The organism is Actinomycetota bacterium, from assembly GCA_030682655.1.
Lineage (GTDB): Bacteria > Actinomycetota > Coriobacteriia > Anaerosomatales > JAUXNU01 > JAUXNU01.
In genome coordinates this window covers 1-16902 of the sequence record JAUXNU010000105.1, presented here as the reverse complement: position 1 = coordinate 16902, position 16902 = coordinate 1, and the positions used below count along the sequence as shown (strand labels likewise).

The following is a 16902-nucleotide window of genomic DNA, read 5'->3' as shown; positions in this document are numbered from 1 at the left end:
GTGCGCTCCTAGTAGGTCTGGGCGGACAACAGCTGCCCGCCGGAATAGCCGATCGCCAGCCGGCTCTCGGGGTAGGTGAACGCCTCGTAGTCGGGGTAGCCCGCAGACGGCGCATCCGCCGGCGTACCGGTCTCGCCAAGGAGAGACTCCACGTCCGCCTGGGTCATCCAGCGGCCGAGTTCGGTTGGACGCACGGACGGTGGAGCGTATTCCACAGAGAAGGTCACGCCGTACTCCTGGGTCTTCGCACCGTCGAAGAACGTGACGATCGCGCCTTCAGTCGGGTAGAACCACTCCTCTATTCGCACGAGGTCGCTTTCGCCCGGTGTGCCCGGGCCGTCGGTCAGCCAGAATGCCTCGGGCTCACCGAGTCGGCCGAGGACCTCCTGCTGATCGGGTGAGGGCTCCGGCGCGGCGGGCTCCGCCGTGAACCACCCGTAGGCGAACGATCCTGCGAAGCCAAGGACGGTGAGCGCGAGCCAGACAGGCAGCGCCACCCGCCAGAAGCGACGCACCCTCGAGCGGGTGGGGGCAGGGGCGGGAGCGGGGCCGTCGGGGCCGGTCGTTGCCGGCGCCGACGGTGCAGCAACCGGCGCGCCGCACGACGCGCAGAAGCGCGCGTCAGACGCCAGCTGTGAGCCACATTGCGTGCAGAAGCGCGGCTCGTTTGGAGTATCGGGCATGGTGACCCCCTTGGCCCATTATAGTCATAGATTCCCAGCGGTCGTGTCGGAGGCGGAGAGTACAATACTGGCCGATGATGCCTAGGATTGGGTGGCGAGCATGGACGACGGGCTGGCTAGAGCAGTCGAGCACAGCATGCAGGTGCTCACGGAGCATCCGGATCGTCGCGTGGGTGGACCGGGGAACCTGGAAGCCACGGAGTTCTTCGCGAAGGAGATGGAGCGCTGCGGGCTCGAGGTATCGCGGACGGAATTCGAGTGCGTCGACTGGGAGTATGGCGAGGCGTGGATCGAGTGCGAAGGCGAGCGGTTCCAGGTGTTCGCCGGGCCATATTCGCTGCCGTGCGAAGTGGACGCAGAGCTCGTGTCGGCGGTATCTGTCGAGGATCTTGAGAGCGAGTCCGTGAGGGGACGCGTCGTCCTGCTTCGCGGGGACCTTGCCCGCTCGCAGATCATGCCTCGCAACTTCACCTTCTACAATCCAGAAAGCCACAAGCGAGTCTACCGTGCGCTGGATGCATTTGGCCCGGCGGCCATCATAGCCGCGACCGGGGCCGACCCGGAGATGGTCGGCGCTCAGTACCCCTTCCCGCTGTTCGAGGACGGCGACCTCGATATCCCAAACGCCTATATGAAGGATGTGGATGGAGAGCGTCTTCTCGCCTTCGCCAGCAAGGAGGTCTCTGTGCGTATCGATTCGGGACGCGTCGCGGCCACAGGCGAACATGTGGTGGCGACGAAGGCGGGTGACGCGCTCGGGCGCGTGGTGCTCACGGCGCACATAGACAGCCGCACCGGCTCGCCCGGTGCGATAGACAACGCGAGCGGGGTTGCGGCGCTCCTTGGCTTGGCTCGTCTCCTCGGGGACTACACGACCGGGCCGACCGTGGAACTCGTGCCGTTCAACGGCGAGGACAACTACGCGAACCCGGGAGAGATGCTGTGGGTGGCGGAGAACGACGGGCGGTGGGAGGAGATCGTCCTTGGCGTGAACATCGACGACGCGGGTCAGCGGGGGACGGGGACACATGTCTCGATGTACGGGGTGCCGGAGGGCATCGGGCAGATCGTCCGCTCGGCACTCGATGGTCGCGACGGCTTCGCCGAAGGCCCGCAATGGTTCCAGAGCGACCACGCGATTCTTGGCCTGTACGGTCGCCCGGCGATAGCCATTGCATCGAGCGACATCGCCGGGTTCATGGCCTCGTACGCTCACAGCGACCGCGATACGCTCGAGCTTGCCGACCCGGCCATGATCGCGGGTATCTCGCGGTTCCTGAGAGATATCGTGGACGGCATCGCGGCATCGCTTGCGCGTAGCTAGACTGGCTACATGACTACGCTCTTCATCGACGCCGACGCCTGTCCGGTCACGAGGGACGCGCTCTCGCTTGCGCGTTCGCACAAGACACCGGTGGTACTCGTCGGCAACACGACGCAGAACCTCGGACGCTACACGGATCGCCCTGGAGTAGAGGCGATCCAGGTTGGCGCGGGACGAGATGCCGCCGACTTCGTGATCATCGAGGAACTGAGTCCGGACGACATCGTCGTGACTGCGGATATCGGCCTCGCCGCGATGGTGCTCGGACGGGGTGCACGCGCGGTCAGTCACCGCGGCAGGGTCTTCTCACCGGCGACCATAGACATGGAACTCGCAGTGCGTCATGCGGAGCAGCAGCATCGGCGCGCTGGTGGTCGGACGGGCGGACCGTCCCCATTCGAGGAAGAGGACAGGGAGCGGTTCGTCGACGCGCTCAGAAGGCTGCTACGCGAGGACGAAGGCCGTACCGGCGGACCCCGTTGAGCGTGGTCGACAAGGGCCATGTCTAGCAGTACCACGATGGTGAAGATGTCCTGCCTACCCGCCAAGGAATACCGACGTGATCGTCAGCAGTCCGAAGGCGATGAAGATCGCGCCTGACACGCGCCGCATGAGCAGCTCGGGCAGCTTCTTCCCAAGCGCCCGTCCGATGAGGATGGCGACAGCGTCCGCCAGCACCATGCCGACCGTCGAACCGAGCGTGACGGCCCAGAATCTGGCCATCGGCCCGGCCGTGTCTGCCGAGCCGAGCACGCCGAGCCATCCCTGAACCATCGGTCCGGCACCCTTGAGGTAGACGAGGAGTGCGGAACCCGGGTCCGCGGCGATCGTGAGCGTCATGATCTGGGTCTTGTCGCCGAGCTCCGCGAAGAAGAACGCGACGGCTGTGGCGAGCACCGGCCCGAACCGCTTGGCTCCTCGGTCAGCTTCGGACGCTTCGATGTTGTCGCCGCGCAATGTCCAGATGCCGAAACCGACGAACAACAGACCCGAGATCCACGGTAGCAGCGCATTCGGAAGCGCACCGCCGAGGAACTGGCCCACGAGGGCCGTGAAGAAGTGCACGACGAGGGTGGCACCGAAGATCCCGAGCAGCACCTGCCACGTCTTGTAGCGTGTGGCCAGCACGAGCGCGAGCAGCTGGGACTTGTCGGCGAGTTCGCCGATCATGATCAGCACGAGGGCAACAAGAAACACGTATGCCACGCGGTCCTCCGAGTCTGCCCATCGGACGCGGCTTTGGGCACGGCACAGGCTAGCAAGTCCGGGGGAGTGTGGTCAAAGCCCCGGCTTTTTCGCCCCGGTCTGCATGAGAGGCGCCGCAGATGTGTTGACCTGCTTCGGCGCCGCGCATATAGTTCGTGCGATGAACAATTCAACTCATGAACCAATTCGCCCTGACGACGAGATCGACGCCATCCTCGACGAACTCGACGCTGCAATGTACCGCCTAGGTCGCCTGATGGCGTCCCGGCAAGCCGAGTGCTTCCGGAGCGCCGGGGTGCCGGCTCCCCAGTACATGGTGTTGCGCATCCTCGGCGTCGAAGGACACATGCGGGTGTCGGACATCGCCGACATGCTGGGAGTCAAGAACCCGGCCGCCTCCGCAATCGTCCAGGGTCTCGAGCAGGCGGGCTATGCGTCGCGAGAGCGCGACGAGACCGACCAAAGAGCTGTTCGCATCTCCCTGACAGACGCCGGTCGGGAGCGGCTGTCCACGGCCGATGAGCATCACAGAGCACTCATGCGCCGATTCACCTCAACGCTTTCCATCGAGGACTTGCGGACACTTTCGCGAATTCACAATACTTTGGCCGAGACGATTGCCAGAAGCGAGACTTAGCCGCCGAGTTCCCTTGGCGGAGCAAATATGAGAGGACCCCGATGGACCGCCTGACACGATTCAGCCTGAAGAACGCAGCCGTCGTCATGATCGTCACAATCCTTGCTACCGCGGGCGGTCTCTACTACGCCGGTCAGCTCAAACGTGAGACCATGCCCGACGTGACGATTCCGATCGTTGCGATCGTCACGCCGTACCCCGGTGCCGCTCCGGCAGACGTCCATGAGAAGGTGACGGACCCGCTGGAGCAGGCTATCTCGCGTGTCGAGGGTCTCAAGAGCACAAGCGCGATGTCGAATGACTCGGTGTCGGTACTGGTCGCCGAGTTCAGCTACTCGGCGGACATGGAGAAGGCCGAGAGCGACATCCAGCAGGCCCTCGATGGTGTCGATCTTCCCGAAAACGTCATCGCGCCCGAGACTTCCCGCGTGAGCATGGGATCGCAGCCTATCTTGCGCTTCGCCGTCACAGGTGGCGATTCCGCCGAGGAGCTTCAGGCCGCGGTCCAGGACACGTTGGTGCCGGTACTCGAGGCGGTGGACGGCGTCGGTGAGGTCAGTGTCTCGAACGAGACCGAGGACACCATCAAGATAGTGTTCGACTCCAAGGCGCTTGACGAGGAGGGACTGACGACCCAGGACGTGGTGCAGCAGCTGCAGGCCGCGAACCTCTCCTTCCCGGTAGGTTCGCTTGAGATCGATAAGGTTGACCAGCCGGTTCGTGTGAGCGGGACCCTTGAGAGCGTCGACGCGATCAGGGACTTCAAGGTCGCGGTCTACCCCAACGCCAACGCCATGTTCGCAGACGCGTTCGCCGCGATGGGTGAAGGGATGGGGGCCCTCGGGAGCGCTGTCGGGCAGATGGGCGGCGCGATGGGCCAACTGGGCGGTACAGTCGGCGACCTGGGCGCCGGGATGGGCGACATGGCCGTCGGTATGGGAGAGATGGGCCAGGGCCTGGGAATGCAGATAGGTCTGACCGGTGCCCTGCAAAGCGTCCAGTCCCAGTCGCTCCAGGCCAAGATACAGCTCTCCTCGGCGCAGTCCGTGATGCGCGATCTCGAGAGTGCAGGCGCCACCACGACTCCCGAGTACATCGCGGCCCAGATGGGCGCAGCGCAGCTGGAGGCCGTGATCCCGGCTCTCGACCAGGCAGCGGCCAGCATCGCGGCGCAGATTGTGGCGCTGCAGCAGAACGTCGCAGCGGGGGCCGCAGCGATGCCGGCGATGCCGTCCGGCTCTGCCGAGATGCCCTCGATGACGGCGCCGTCCGGAGGTTCCGCCTCGATCGACATGGACATGGAGATGGACGAGCCGGAGATAGGGCTCGTCCGCCTTGGAGATATCGCGAAGGTGACATACGGGGCCGAGGAGGGCGCTGTCCATTCGCGCGCCAACGGTCAGCCGGCCGTACTGATCAGCATCGTCAAGACCCAGGACGCCAACACGATCGACGTGTCCGAGGCGGTCCAGCAGGCCGCGAACGACGGGCTCGCAGATCTGCCCGAAGGGGCCGAAGTGACCTACACCTACGACGGTGCCGTCATGATCGACAAGTCGATCGACGACATGGTCCAGGAGGGGCTGCTCGGCGCGCTCTTCGCGTTCATCGTCATCCTCGTCTTCTTGCGCAACATCCGGTCGACGCTCATCTCGGCCATATCGATACCGCTGTCGATCGTGTTGTCGCTGCTTGCCATGAAAGTCGCCGGCGTCACGATGAACGTCATGACGCTTGGAGGGCTCACCGTCGCCATCGGTCGCGTGGTCGACGACTCGATCGTGGTTATCGAGAACATCTTCAACCACATGCAAGCCGGTGGGGAGAGGAGCGTCAGCCTCATCAGGAAGGCCACAGCCGAGGTCTCCTCGGCCATCACGTCCTCGACGCTGACGACCGTCGCTGTGTTCGCGCCGATGACTCTCGTGAGCGGCATCGTGGGCAAGATCTTCACCCCGTTTGCCCTCACGGTTGCTGTCGCGCTGCTGTCCTCGCTTCTCGTGTCGCTGACGATCGTGCCGTTGCTCGCGAAATGGTCGCTCCTGAATGCGAAGGTTCCTCACCGTGACGAGCAGGATACGCGGACGGCGCGCGCCTACCACCGTGCGCTGGTTTGGGCTCTCGACCGCCCGGGCGTGGTCGTCGTGACCGCGACGCTGCTATTCGCCGGCTCGCTCGCTCTCGTGCCGATCGTCGGCACGGGGTTCATGCCGCCTGCCACAGAGAAGTACATCAACGTTGACGTCGAGTACCCCGGTGGATTCACCGCAACGGACGTGGACGCGGCACTCAGAGTCTTGGAGGCCAAGATTGCGGACCGGGAGGACGTTCAGTTCCAGACTGCCACCGTGGATACCGCGAGCGGGTTCAACATGGCTCAGGGTGGCGTCACCGACGGCAAGACCGGCCACATCTTCGTGAAGCTAGACGACGACGGTGATGTGGACGATGCGCTCACCCAGATCCAATTCGCGGCCGCGCCGATCGAAGCCAAGGGCGGCAAGATCACAACGTCCCAGGTCAGCATGTCCGGCGGCTCCGACAACTCGGTGGACATCGTTGTCACGGGCCCCATGGAGGGCATCGAGTCGGCAGTGGAGAAGCTCCTGGTTGAACTTGAGGACGTCGACGGGCTCGAGAACGTGGCGAGCAACCTCGCAGAGAACCGGCCCCAGATAACGGCCGAGGTCGACCAGGCCAAGGCGGCGAAGTACGGCCTCAACGCGGCCATGGTCGCCATGACGATCAGGGGCTACGTCGCCGAGCAGAGCGCCGGCTTCACCCAGATCAGCGACAAGGATGCAGAGATCCTCTATGTGACCGCGCTTTCCGGTGTGACGTCTGCCAAGGACATCGCCAACCGCAAGCTGGCAACGCCCCTCGGTGATGAGATCCGTATCGGAGACGTCGCACGTGTCGAAGAGACATCGACACCGGTGTCGATCCTTACGAATGACCAGCGCCAGTATGCTTCCGTGACCGGGTCGATCACGACACGCGACACGAGCTCTGTGATCAACGCCATCCAGTCCGTCATCGACGCGCAGAAGATGCCTGCCGGCGTTGAGGTCGAGATCGGCGGCGTCGCGCAGATGATGAGCGAGAGCTTCACCCAGCTCGGGTTGGCGATGCTCATCGCGATCGCAGCTGTCTATCTCGTGATGATGCTGACTTTCGGCGAGGCTATCGCGCCGCTCGCCATCATGTTCTCGCTGCCACTGGCGGTCATCGGCGGTCTTATCGGCCTGTTCATTGCCGGTATTCCGCTCGACATGCCTGCGATGATCGGCGCGCTCATGCTCATCGGAATCGTGACCACGAACGCGATCATGTTCATCGAGCGGGTGAATCAGCGTCTGGCCGAAGGTTTCGAGCGGCGCGAGGCGCTTCTTGACGCAGGCGCGAACCGCATGCGGCCGATCCTCATGACAGCACTGACGACCATCATCGCCCTCGTTCCGATGGCCAGCGGCTTCAAGTCCGGGGCGCTGATGTCCCAGTCGCTGGCGATCGTTGTGGTCGGAGGGCTTACGACATCGACGGTTCTTACCCTCATCGTCGTGCCCGTGATCTACGACCTGCTGGAGGCGCTGAAGGAGCGCATCGTCGGACACCTCGACAGCGGTGACGCGACTGCATAGGAGAGCCTACCGCCGGGTGATCTCGACCCCGCGCAGCTCGATCGCCTCATCGGAAGGGTTGATCGTGAGGGTGAACGGGCCGGTTGGCAGCCCGTTCGCGATGATAGACCCGACAGTGCCGTCGGTTGCCCGCAGACGAGCCCAGTAGCCGAACTCACCTACGACAGTACCGTCGTAGGTGCCAGGCTCGACGTCTTCGCCCACGCGGTAGATCCCGTCTCCGAGGGTTCCTTCCGGAAGCGATGGAGCGGTGGTCTTTCCGTCGGCGCCATCCGCGTCCACGCGGTCCTGGAGGGCATCTCGCTGTCGCGACAACGTCCAGTTCTGCTCCTTGAGAGTGTCCACAACGGCCTCGAGTGTCCGCACGTCCGCCGTCTGTTCTGGAGGCGTCGGATTCGCGCTTCGGAATGGGCTCGGTATGAATGAGCCAAGCAGCAGGCCGATGACGAGGAAGACCAGCGTGGGCAGAATCGGGAAGCGGTTCGGCATCTCCGGCTCTCCGGCGCGCTGCGGAGCCACGCGCCTCTCGGTCGGTGTATCGTCGCTCATTCGCTGCCACACCCCTCGTCGCGTTGCGGTCGATGTCCCGCAAATGGTATCAGGAACACAGCACCCGCCCACATCGCGATCTGCGGAGGCAGCCGTTGTTGCACGGACAGACCCCTCATGCCCGGAAGAACGCGTGGCGCAGATACCTGGTCGCGCTTGTCGCACTTCTAGCCATCTCGATCGCGTATACCGCGTACCAGTTCCAGACCGGGCTTGCCGTGCCGTCACCGGGGGTCAAGGCACTGGTTGCGAACGCGGGCGATATCCAGCGGACGCTCGACGCCGAAGGCTCGCTCCGAGATTACGGCGATGCCGTGCGCACGTGCCTCAACGCGTACCAGCGGTTCGACCCCAAGAGCGGGGGAGACAGCGACGTGCGTCGGCTCATCGGCCGCGCTCTTGACTACCACCTGGCCGCTCGCGAGGCATGGGAGGCCGATGAACTCGGACTTTGGGAGCCGACGACGTTCGGCGATCCCGTGCACTGGCGCGTGACCCATCCCGGGCTCGAGTTCGGGGACTCAGGCTCTAGCACCCTCAGCCCCGACGCGGTCACCCGGGAATGCTGGGAGCGGGCGGCCGAACTCCTTGGTCAGGCACGGGAGCGGGTCTCCGAGTAGCCCGTTGTACTGTCCTCGCATGCGTCCGGGGTGGTATACCTTTGGAGCGTACTTTCGCTCTCTTGCCACGGAACCAGCCGCGGCACGGACGCCCCCCGGAGTCCCGATGAACAACCCGGTCAAGAAACCGCGATGGGTTGGCGCGCGCCGCGTTGTTCAAGCGACGGCGCTCGTCGTGTTCGTCGTGCTCACGGTCGCCGGGTTCTCGCGCATGATTCCCTGGCTTCCCGAGACGGTGTTCCCGCGTTTCGATCCACTGATCGGACTCGCCGCGATGTTGGCGTCGCGCACCCTGCTTGCGTTCGGGGCGGCGGCGATAGGGACCGTCGTGCTGACGGTGGCCTTCGGCCGCGCATGGTGCGGCTGGATATGCCCGGTCGGAACACTCCTCGACACGGTGCCCGCCTCGCGCAAGCAGCCGGGTTGGCTCACGGACAGGTGGAGACTCGGCTCCTACATCACACTCGCTGTCGTTCTCGGCGCTGCCGCGTTCGGGACTCTCTCACCGATGATCCTCGACCCGGTGACCATCGCGACCCGGCCACTGCAGGAGTTCGTGATGCCGCTCCTTGGCAGTGACGCGGTTGGGCGCGCTACGCGCATTGCGACCGTGCGCGCGGGCTCGGCCGGCATGCTCGTTGCGGTCCTGTCCGTCGTCCCGCTTGCGCTGGTGCTGGGACTCAACACACTTGGACGCCGGACATGGTGCCGGATGCTGTGTCCGTTGGGAGGGCTGCTGGCGCTGATCACCAGGCTCCCCGGACTGCGCCGCGTCGTCGATGCCGGGACGTGCACCTCGTGCGCCAGGTGTGCCGTGGCGTGTCCGACGGGCGCCGTCAATCGCGCCGAGGAGTACGCCGTCACCGCCACGGAGTGCACGGTCTGCATGCAGTGCGTGGACGTCTGCCCGACCGGGGCCGCCGTGTTCCGAACCAGTCCGATCCGCCCGGCATCGTCGGCGCTCGAACTCGATCGTCGCGACGCCCTACTGGTCGCCGGGGCGACGGGCGTCTCGCTGCTGGCAACGGCGGTGGCGCCGGCGTTCGGATCCGAGGACGGCATCGTGCGGCCTCCGGCCACCGACGAGCGGCGACTTGCGGAGCTGTGTGTGCGATGCGGCGCCTGCTACGCCGCATGCCCGACCGGCGCGCTACGCCCGAGCCTCTCGTTCGCGTCGGTGGCGGGGCCATGGACTCCCATGCTCGACCAGCGCCCTGCGCACTGCTCGCTGAGCTGCAACCTGTGCGCCACCGTCTGCCCGACCGACGCGATCCACACGCACACCTTCGAAGAGGAGCTGCTGCTCGGGCTCTACGTGATCGCGCATGTCGATCGTGCGAACTGTAGGGCCTGGGGGAGGGGCAAGCGCTGTCTCCAGTGCTTGGCCGCATGCCCGATACGTGGCGCGCTGGTCTCCGTCGAGGACCCGATGAAGGGGCAGCCACGCCGGGAATCTCTACTGCGCGTGCCGGTTGTCGACCCCGAGCTCTGCATCGCATGCAACCTGTGCGCCGGCGCCTGCCCGATCGCACCTGCGGCGATCGGGACCCACGTCCCAAGGAACTCTGACCAGGTCTAGTCCCGCACCGCAATCCCGGATTGCTGCGTGGTGCGCTACGCTCGTGTCCGTTGCGGCGCGTAGCGGTATGCTGGTCTTCCTACCGGAGGGGGCCCGTCATGCACGACACCGATCGCGAAGCGCTCGAGAAGGCCCGACGCGAGACTCGCGCCGCTTTCGAGAACCGCGCGCTCATGTACCACTACATCTTCCAGGAGTTCGCCGAGGAGATCGGTGGCTCCCGCACTGCCGAACTCATGAAGCGTGCGATTCGTCGCCGCGGTCGGGAGGGGGGCACGAAGTACCTCGAGGCCGCCCAGGCCGGCGATCTCGACACTGTTGGCAGGATCTTCTGCGAAGGCTCCGCGTCGGAGGGCGCCCTCTTCGAACCCGGTGTCGAGTCGCGTGGCGAAGGCGTGGTCGTGCTCAGGATGACCGCGTGCCCGCTCGTTGACGCCTGGCGCTCTCTCGACCTACCTGCCGAGGAGATCGACGCGCTATGCGAGATAGCTGCGGCCGTCGACGAGGGGACCTTCGAGGGTGCGGGGCTCGAGTTGACTTTCCTCGACCGGCTAGGCTGCCCAGGGTCCTCGCGGTGTTTGCTGGAACTCCGTCTGGTCGGCCAGTCCTCGGAGAGTGCCAGGTGAGCGTGTTGTGAGTGCTCCAGTCCGACGCTTCCTTGGCGCAACCGCCGTGCTCGTAGTGCTCGGCGCCGTCTGGACCGGAGTTGCTATCGCGGTCCTTGGCTCCGTCGAAGGGGGGCCTGCCCGGATTCAGGCGAACGACCGGCCCGGTCCCAACCCGCCTGTTGCTGCCTTCATGCTTCGAGAGTCCGAAGACCCGATGTACCGTTGGGCCGAGCGCAACGACCTCATCGCTCACGGCATGGGCGGCGTCGACGGTGTGCCCGTGACCAACAGCCGCGAGGCTCTCGCACAAAACTACGCAGCGGGCTACCGCGTATTCGAGGTCGACTTCGAGGTCACCCGGGACGGACATGTGGTTGCCCGTCACAACTGGGAGCGGTCCGCCAGTCCCGGGCAGCAATCGCCGGCCGATGGAGTCCCCACGCTCGCGGACTTCCGCAAGATGCGGATTCGCGGCGAGTACACTCCGCTGGCCCTCGATGACGTACTGGGCTTCATGCGCCGTTACCCCGACATCTATATCATGACCGACATCAAGCCCCGGGACCTCGATGAGCAGATGGGTGCTCTCGACGGTATCAGCGAAGCGCTCGGCTCCGACAAGGCGCTCCGCGAGCGGTTTGTCGTCCAGATCTACGACGGGTCGGAACTCAACTACGTGCGCAGCAAGGGCTTTCGCGAGGTTGTCTACACCTTCTACCGTCTCAGGACGACTCCCGAGGCCGCCTTGGACTTCTGCGAACGCGAACACATTCGCTTCGTGACGATTCCTAAGAAGAGGGCCACGGCGGAGTTCGTTCGGGACATCCGTGCTCGCGGTCTGTGGTGCGCGGTCCACACCGTCAACGACGCCAACGAAGCACGGGTCCTACGCGCCAGGGGCGTCACGCACCTGTACTCGGATTCCATGTGCCCCTAGCGCTCCTGCCTGCCGTGTCTTGCTGCCCGCCCCCTCTGCTACACTCTCCTCGCACGGGTCACTGCCGCGCGTGAAAGGTCGCTACGATGGGCAATTCCGCCAAGACGCGCACACGCAGCTCCCGCTCCGCACCCGCGCGCCCAACGCGCTCCGCGACGGCCATGCGCATGCTGGACCCCGCGCCCACGCGCGAGATCGCATTCGCTGCGTTCGCCGCGACAGTCTCCTTCTACATCGTCTTTGGCTACACGAAGCCTCTGCCGCTTCTGTTTGCGCCCATCGTCGCCGGCGCAGTGGCCGGGCTGATCGTGCGCATACCCGTTTGGGCGGCAGTGTGCGGCGCAGCCGGCGGCCTGATCGGCGTCCTTCTCGCGCTCGCCACGACAAGCGTCGATGCGTTCGTACGGCTTGCGAACACAATGCCGCAGTACGCGAATCCTGACGTGCTCGTCTCATACGTCTACCAGGACTTCCTGTACGGCCTGGCCACGAGTAACCCGCTGAATCCCGGTGGCGTCTCCGGCGCGGGTACCGCGCTCGTCCTGCTCGTGGGCGTCATCGCCGCTGCGGCAGTCGCCTTCGGCGTGCGGTTCGGCCTCGCCTCGCTTCCCGGTATGCCTCGCACCGAGCAGTACGTCGGACATGGCGTGGTTGCGCTCCTTGGCGTCCTGCTCGTCTACACACTGTCGGTTGGGACTCCAGCGTTTCACACCTACCTGGCCGAGGAACCCGTCAGCGGCACCTACGCCTACGATGCCGTGGTCTACCAGAACACGCACCTGCTCATGACGCGTGGTAGCGGGTACTATCAGGCGCTTCTCGATTCGGCGGCTGGCGACAGCCGCGTGGCGGAGAACAACTGGGTGCGCGACGGCAAGTTCTACGGATGGGTCAACACGCCAACACTCGCCCGCGAGCCGGCCGCCTTCTACCTCTGGCGAGTGGCTGCTCCGAACGGGTCCACCGGCGTCTTCTACCTCGCGCTCGTTGCGAGTCTCGCTGCGATGGCGGCGGTCTACTGGGGTCTCCTTGGCCAGGCTCCGCGCGCTGCGATTCTCGGGCCGGTCATCTTGCTTCCGATGCTTGAGCTGCTCGCGTCGTGGCAGAACATCTTCTTCCCAGACTACTGGGCGGGACTCGCGCTGCTCGCCAGCGTCGGTTTCCTGCTCCGGAAGAACCTACTTGTGGCGGGTGCATTCGCGCTGCTCGCCGCTCTCTTCCGCGAGACGCTCGTCTTCTGGCCGATGATCCTGCTTGCGGGCGCGGCGTGGCGCCGCAAGGAGCTGGCCGGTGGGTGGCGCACGGTCGGGGTACTGGCAGGCTACGTCGCGCTGTTCGCGGCCGCGTATGCCCTCCACTACGTGAACGCCGCGCGGCTCATCGCCCCTGAGGCGATGGTGAGCGCGTCGTTCATCGCCCGCCTCCAGCAGAGTTGGGCGCAGACGTTCGCGGGCAAGTTCCTCGCGCCTGCGTCCTACATGATGTGGCCGTACGGCGCGTTTCGGATTCCGGGTGCGCTCTACATGTTCACCGGCACCGCCGGGTTCGCGCTCGCTCTCAAGGACTCGCCGCTCGCGCGTTGGACGGCGACGGCGCACGCTGCGTTCTGGATCGTCTTCTACCTCACGATCGGCGCAGCGAGCAGCTACTGGGGTCAGCAGACGATGCCGTTCTATCTCCTCGGCACGGTACTTCTCGTTGCGTGGGCAGGCGGAGCGATGGAGCCGGTCGCCATCAAGCCTAGAGCGTGAAGGCGACGATTCCAACGCCAAAGGTGATCACGAGCGTCCCGACCCACCGCATCACAGGGACCTGTTCGCCAAGGACGAGCCAGGAGATCAGTGCGATGGCGAGGTACGAAAGCCCGGCGAAGGGGTAGGCCGCTGACAGGTCGACCCGCGAGAGCGCGACCATATAGAGCAGCGCCGAGATGAAGTAGAGCGCGAGACCTCCGACCACCTTAGGGTTGGCCGCGACGCGCACGATCGTCGCGCCGAGGTCTCTCACCTCAGCGCTCCCGAGCCTGCCGACATCGGACATCCCCATCTTGAGCACGGTCTGTCCGGCGACGGCGAGCATGACGCTTGCAACGAGAACTAGGATGGAGCGATTCATCGCTGGGTCCTTCCTGCGAGCCGGCGTAGGCCGAGCAGTGTGGTTCGGGCAAGCGCCTCGAGAATGATCATGCGCGATATCTTGGACGATCCCGCACGCCGGTCGACGTACGTGATGGGCACCTCGGACACTGAGAAGCCCTTGTCGGAGAGTATGCCAAGGATTTCAACCAGGAAGCTGTAGCCCTCTGAGCCGATGGTGGACGACGCGACGACCTGGGCGGCCTCTCGGCGGTAACAGCGAAACCCGCTCGTACAGTCGCGGGTGGCGATACCGAGCATGGTGCGTGCGTACCCGCTGCCCCAGCGGCTGACCGCTCGCCGGAGGGGCCCCCACTCGACGCGGAGTGCTCCGCCCGGGGTGTAGCGCGATCCGATCACGACATCCGAGCCGTCTCGCGCTCGTTCGAGCAGCCGGGGAAGGACGTCGGGGTCGTGCGAGAGGTCCGCATCCATCGTGCATACGATGTCGTTGTCGGCATCCACGGCAGCCCGGAAACCCTCCAAGCTGGCCCGCGCGTAGCCACGCTGGCCGGTGCGGTGTATGACCCGGAAGCGTGGTGAGGTGGTGGCGATCTCCTCGGCCAGTTCACCCGTGCCGTCGGGGGAAGCGTCGTCGACGATGAGCACGTCGATCGGCGGATCAAGCGCGAGTAGCCGGTCGGTCAGCACCGGAAGGTTGTCACGCTCGTTGTATGTCGGAACGATCACGACCCAGCGCATCTGGGGTTGGGCCTCTCGTTGGAATCGGGCACTGCGCGTATGATAGCGCGCGGGTCAGGGGTTGGCCCAAGGATTCGCGGCGCGTCGTGTGTCCCGGCCTGCGATTCGCTACGATAGGCGCATGCCTGCCTACCTCATCGTCGCGACAGTCCTCATCACCCTCGCGCTGGTCTTCTACACGGTGGGCGTGTGGAGCGAGCGCATCCAGCGCTACCTCAAGTCGTGGCACCTCGCTGCGTTCTGGCTCGGGCTCGTCTTCGACGCCGCCGGCACCTACGCGATGGAGCTGCTGCTACCCGGATGGAGATGGGACTTCCACACGCTCACGGGACTTGCGGCCTTCCTGCTGATGTTCGCTCATGCAGTGTGGGCATCGTGGGTCGTGCGCCGGGGAACTGAAGAGGTGCGGGGGGGCTTCCACCGGTACAGCATGGTCGTGTGGCTCGTCTGGCTCGTGCCATACCTTGGCGGTATGTTCGCGGGCATGAGCGCGGGCAGATGACGACCGTCCTGCTTGCCAGCGCCACCGCGGCGCTGTTCGGCTGTGCCGACTTCCTTGGCGGAGTTGCGAGCAGGCGCGTCTCCGCGTTGGCTGTGACCGCGACATCGCATGCGCTCAGTCTGGCTCTGCTCGTCTTCGTGTTGCTGTTCACTCTGCCGGTCGCTGTCGCCCGGGCGGACTTGACGTGGGGTGCTCTCGCAGGTATTTGCGGTGGTTTCGGCGTGGCCGCCCTGTACGCCGCGCTCGCCATGGGGCGAATGAGCGTCATAGCCCCCGTCACCGCGGCGCTTTCGGGAGCGTTGCCCGCCACCTACGACCTCGTCCGCGGATCGACGGTGAGGCCGACCGGGATGGTGGGTATCGTGCTTGCGCTCGTGGCGGTAGTCATCGTGAGCGTGGCATCAGATCCTGCGGAAGACGAGCGCGCGACGAGCCCTGCTTCGATCGGTTGGGCGCTTCTGGCCGGAGTGGGCTTCGCGGGCGCGTTCGTCGCGTTCTCAATGACCGGGACGGAGTCGGGGGTCTGGCCGCTGGTCTCAGCGCGTGTTGCGAGCGTGTCTCTCATGGTCGTGATCGCTCTTGCCCGTCGGACGGGACCGATCGTCGGCAGATCGGCGCTGGCTCCGACTCTGGCCGCCGGAGTGCTCGATACGTCGGCCAACATCACCATGCTCGCTGCGATACGCATCGGTCCGCTCGCGATCGCGTCGGTACTCGGATCGCTGTATCCGGTCGCGACCGTGTTGCTCGCGCGCGTCTTCCTGGGGGAGCGCGTTCGGGGGCTGCAGGGGGCCGGAATCGCGCTGGCTCTCGTGGCAGTCGGGCTCACCGCGCTTCCGTAGGAAGGCCGCGACGCTTGCCTACGGTGACGGTGCTGGGTATATCGAGGAGTACGGACCCCCGCTCGGACGACCGGCAACGCGATCACGGTCGCGCTTGTGACCGGCCCATTGGGATCCCAGGGAGAGATGCATGCACATCCAGACACACGAGCGGCTCACGCGACAGTGGGCACTCGAGGCGGGGTTCTCCAGGCACGAGGCCGATGAGCTGGCGTTGTGGAACGGACGTGTGGATCGCGCATTTCCCGGGCGCAAGCTGCGGTACAAGCGGTTCCACCTCGTGCTGTGGGGCGCTGGTCGTCTGGCCGAGGAGTACCTTCGGGTCGCGGTGGACGAGCGCAGCCTGGCGCATCTTGGGGTGGCGCTGCACTGCGCTCAGGATGCGATCGGGCATGGGATCGTCGGGTCGGTCATCCACTGGCCGGGACTCGATGCGTGGGAGCGCCGGAGCGAACGAATTCGTACCCGCATCGAAGCGGAGAGCAAGCGTCTGATGCGCTTGTACCGCGCGCCGGAGCCGCGCAAGTCCCGGGCCGTTCGTGACCGGGCGTACACTTCGACAGAGCTCCTACTCCCGCATTCCGGCGAGGGCGAGGCGTAGTCTGCGTGATTGCGGCCAATCATGCCGGATGATTGCAGCCAGTGAGGTCTAGCCGCCCGAGAATGAGGTATCCTTACGTACGGGGAGGACGAGAAGGAGTGAGGGGTTTCGTGCCTGCAACAGTATGGTCTGACAAAGCGCCCACCCTCACCCGGACGTTGTGCGTCGCGCACGTGGTCATCTAGCCAGGTATTTTCGGATCTTGTGACACATGTGTGGGTCACGCCCGACCTCTTCCGGGTAGCGGGGGGCAGAGTCCGGAGAGCGTGAGCTGGGCGAGCGCTATCAGTGCGAAGGGGTCGTGGAAGCCGTAGGCTCGTTGCTGTATGAGCCGGA

18 protein-coding genes are annotated in these 16902 nt (G+C 65.4%); 12 read left to right on the top strand and 6 right to left on the bottom strand.

The genetic code is table 11. From position 1 onward, the window contains the following. Nucleotides 1-8: 8 nt before the first annotated feature. A complete protein-coding gene (locus Q8K99_06125; protein MDP2182127.1) occupies nucleotides 9-683 on the bottom strand; it encodes a zinc ribbon domain-containing protein in 675 nt (224 codons plus the stop codon). Nucleotides 684-783: 100 nt separating this feature from the next. On the opposite strand from Q8K99_06125, the gene Q8K99_06120 reads away from it, so the two are divergent. After that, nucleotides 784-2007, top strand: coding sequence for a M28 family peptidase (locus Q8K99_06120; GenBank protein ID MDP2182126.1), 1224 nt, complete (start codon nucleotides 784-786; stop codon nucleotides 2005-2007). Between the two features lie 9 nt (nucleotides 2008-2016). Next, entirely contained in the window at nucleotides 2017-2490 is a 474-nt protein-coding gene (locus tag Q8K99_06115) for a YaiI/YqxD family protein (GenBank protein MDP2182125.1), read from the top strand. 54 nt (nucleotides 2491-2544) lie between these two features. On the opposite strand, the gene Q8K99_06110 is transcribed toward Q8K99_06115, so the two are convergent. After that, on the bottom strand, nucleotides 2545-3213 hold the full coding sequence (locus tag Q8K99_06110) for a TMEM165/GDT1 family protein (GenBank protein MDP2182124.1): 669 nt from the start codon (nucleotides 3211-3213) through the stop codon (nucleotides 2545-2547). A 160-nt stretch (nucleotides 3214-3373) separates the two neighbouring features. Between Q8K99_06110 and Q8K99_06105 the strand changes: the two genes are divergently transcribed. Together Q8K99_06105 and Q8K99_06100 are read left to right on the top strand one after the other, a co-directional pair. Then, a complete protein-coding gene (locus Q8K99_06105; GenBank protein MDP2182123.1) occupies nucleotides 3374-3850 on the top strand; it encodes a MarR family transcriptional regulator in 477 nt (158 codons plus the stop codon). Between the two features lie 41 nt (nucleotides 3851-3891). Continuing rightward, nucleotides 3892-7491: an efflux RND transporter permease subunit gene (locus Q8K99_06100; protein MDP2182122.1), complete on the top strand. Its 3600-nt coding sequence runs from the start codon at nucleotides 3892-3894 to the stop codon at nucleotides 7489-7491. Between the two features lie 6 nt (nucleotides 7492-7497). Here the strand turns inward: Q8K99_06100 and Q8K99_06095 are convergent, their stop codons facing one another. Then, nucleotides 7498-8040, bottom strand: a complete 543-nt coding sequence (locus Q8K99_06095) for a hypothetical protein (protein ID MDP2182121.1) — start codon at nucleotides 8038-8040, stop codon at nucleotides 7498-7500. A gap of 95 nt (nucleotides 8041-8135) precedes the next feature. On the opposite strand from Q8K99_06095, the gene Q8K99_06090 reads away from it, so the two are divergent. The 5 genes from Q8K99_06090 to Q8K99_06070 all read left to right on the top strand — a co-directional run bounded on the left by Q8K99_06090 (nucleotide 8136) and on the right by Q8K99_06070 (nucleotide 13535). Next, nucleotides 8136-8660, top strand: a complete 525-nt coding sequence (locus Q8K99_06090; protein MDP2182120.1) for a hypothetical protein — start codon at nucleotides 8136-8138, stop codon at nucleotides 8658-8660. A gap of 106 nt (nucleotides 8661-8766) precedes the next feature. After that, nucleotides 8767-10239, top strand: coding sequence for a 4Fe-4S binding protein (locus Q8K99_06085; protein ID MDP2182119.1), 1473 nt, complete (start codon nucleotides 8767-8769; stop codon nucleotides 10237-10239). A gap of 98 nt (nucleotides 10240-10337) precedes the next feature. After that, nucleotides 10338-10865, top strand: coding sequence for an L-2-amino-thiazoline-4-carboxylic acid hydrolase (locus tag Q8K99_06080; protein ID MDP2182118.1), 528 nt, complete (start codon nucleotides 10338-10340; stop codon nucleotides 10863-10865). A gap of 7 nt (nucleotides 10866-10872) precedes the next feature. Continuing rightward, nucleotides 10873-11784: a glycerophosphodiester phosphodiesterase family protein gene (locus Q8K99_06075; GenBank protein ID MDP2182117.1), complete on the top strand. Its 912-nt coding sequence runs from the start codon at nucleotides 10873-10875 to the stop codon at nucleotides 11782-11784. A gap of 86 nt (nucleotides 11785-11870) precedes the next feature. Beyond that, nucleotides 11871-13535, top strand: a complete 1665-nt coding sequence (locus tag Q8K99_06070; GenBank protein MDP2182116.1) for a hypothetical protein — start codon at nucleotides 11871-11873, stop codon at nucleotides 13533-13535. On the opposite strand, the gene Q8K99_06065 is transcribed toward Q8K99_06070, so the two are convergent. Further along, complete coding sequence (locus tag Q8K99_06065; protein MDP2182115.1) at nucleotides 13525-13899, bottom strand: EamA family transporter; 375 nt, start codon at nucleotides 13897-13899, stop codon at nucleotides 13525-13527. The two genes, Q8K99_06070 and Q8K99_06065, sit on opposite strands and share 11 nt — an antisense overlap. After that, nucleotides 13896-14621, bottom strand: coding sequence for a polyprenol monophosphomannose synthase (locus tag Q8K99_06060; GenBank protein MDP2182114.1), 726 nt, complete (start codon nucleotides 14619-14621; stop codon nucleotides 13896-13898). Before Q8K99_06060 ends, Q8K99_06065 begins: the two co-directional genes overlap by 4 nt. A gap of 121 nt (nucleotides 14622-14742) precedes the next feature. Between Q8K99_06060 and Q8K99_06055 the strand changes: the two genes are divergently transcribed. The 3 genes from Q8K99_06055 to Q8K99_06045 all read left to right on the top strand — a co-directional run bounded on the left by Q8K99_06055 (nucleotide 14743) and on the right by Q8K99_06045 (nucleotide 16566). After that, a complete protein-coding gene (locus Q8K99_06055) occupies nucleotides 14743-15123 on the top strand; it encodes an HsmA family protein (GenBank protein MDP2182113.1) in 381 nt (126 codons plus the stop codon). Next, nucleotides 15120-15965, top strand: coding sequence for a DMT family transporter (locus Q8K99_06050; GenBank protein MDP2182112.1), 846 nt, complete (start codon nucleotides 15120-15122; stop codon nucleotides 15963-15965). The genes Q8K99_06055 and Q8K99_06050 overlap by 4 nt, the downstream gene beginning before the upstream one ends. 130 nt (nucleotides 15966-16095) lie before the next feature. Continuing rightward, nucleotides 16096-16566: a hypothetical protein gene (locus Q8K99_06045; protein MDP2182111.1), complete on the top strand. Its 471-nt coding sequence runs from the start codon at nucleotides 16096-16098 to the stop codon at nucleotides 16564-16566. A 220-nt stretch (nucleotides 16567-16786) separates the two neighbouring features. Here Q8K99_06045 and Q8K99_06040 read toward each other — a convergent pair. Next, on the bottom strand, nucleotides 16787-16902 hold a 116-nt coding region (locus Q8K99_06040), incomplete at its 5' end, for a hypothetical protein (GenBank protein ID MDP2182110.1).

Bases quoted from the DNA above. Each gene is read 5' to 3' on its own strand.
- Q8K99_06045 (MDP2182111.1), top strand. From the start codon at position 16,096: ATGCACATCCAGACACACGAGCGGCTCACGCGACAGTGGGCACTCGAG.
- Q8K99_06085 (MDP2182119.1), top strand. From the start codon at position 8,767: ATGAACAACCCGGTCAAGAAACCGCGATGGGTTGGCGCGCGCCGCGTT.
- Q8K99_06095 (MDP2182121.1), bottom strand. From the start codon at position 8,040: ATGAGCGACGATACACCGACCGAGAGGCGCGTGGCTCCGCAGCGCGCC.
- Q8K99_06070 (MDP2182116.1), top strand. From the start codon at position 11,871: ATGGGCAATTCCGCCAAGACGCGCACACGCAGCTCCCGCTCCGCACCC.
- Q8K99_06115 (MDP2182125.1), top strand. From the start codon at position 2,017: ATGACTACGCTCTTCATCGACGCCGACGCCTGTCCGGTCACGAGGGAC.
- Q8K99_06105 (MDP2182123.1), top strand. From the start codon at position 3,374: ATGAACAATTCAACTCATGAACCAATTCGCCCTGACGACGAGATCGAC.
- Q8K99_06100 (MDP2182122.1), top strand. From the start codon at position 3,892: ATGGACCGCCTGACACGATTCAGCCTGAAGAACGCAGCCGTCGTCATG.
- Q8K99_06120 (MDP2182126.1), top strand. From the start codon at position 784: ATGGACGACGGGCTGGCTAGAGCAGTCGAGCACAGCATGCAGGTGCTC.
- Q8K99_06050 (MDP2182112.1), top strand. From the start codon at position 15,120: ATGACGACCGTCCTGCTTGCCAGCGCCACCGCGGCGCTGTTCGGCTGT.
- Q8K99_06125 (MDP2182127.1), bottom strand. From the start codon at position 683: ATGCCCGATACTCCAAACGAGCCGCGCTTCTGCACGCAATGTGGCTCA.
- Q8K99_06055 (MDP2182113.1), top strand. From the start codon at position 14,743: ATGCCTGCCTACCTCATCGTCGCGACAGTCCTCATCACCCTCGCGCTG.
- Q8K99_06065 (MDP2182115.1), bottom strand. From the start codon at position 13,899: ATGAATCGCTCCATCCTAGTTCTCGTTGCAAGCGTCATGCTCGCCGTC.
- Q8K99_06060 (MDP2182114.1), bottom strand. From the start codon at position 14,621: ATGCGCTGGGTCGTGATCGTTCCGACATACAACGAGCGTGACAACCTT.
- Q8K99_06080 (MDP2182118.1), top strand. From the start codon at position 10,338: ATGCACGACACCGATCGCGAAGCGCTCGAGAAGGCCCGACGCGAGACT.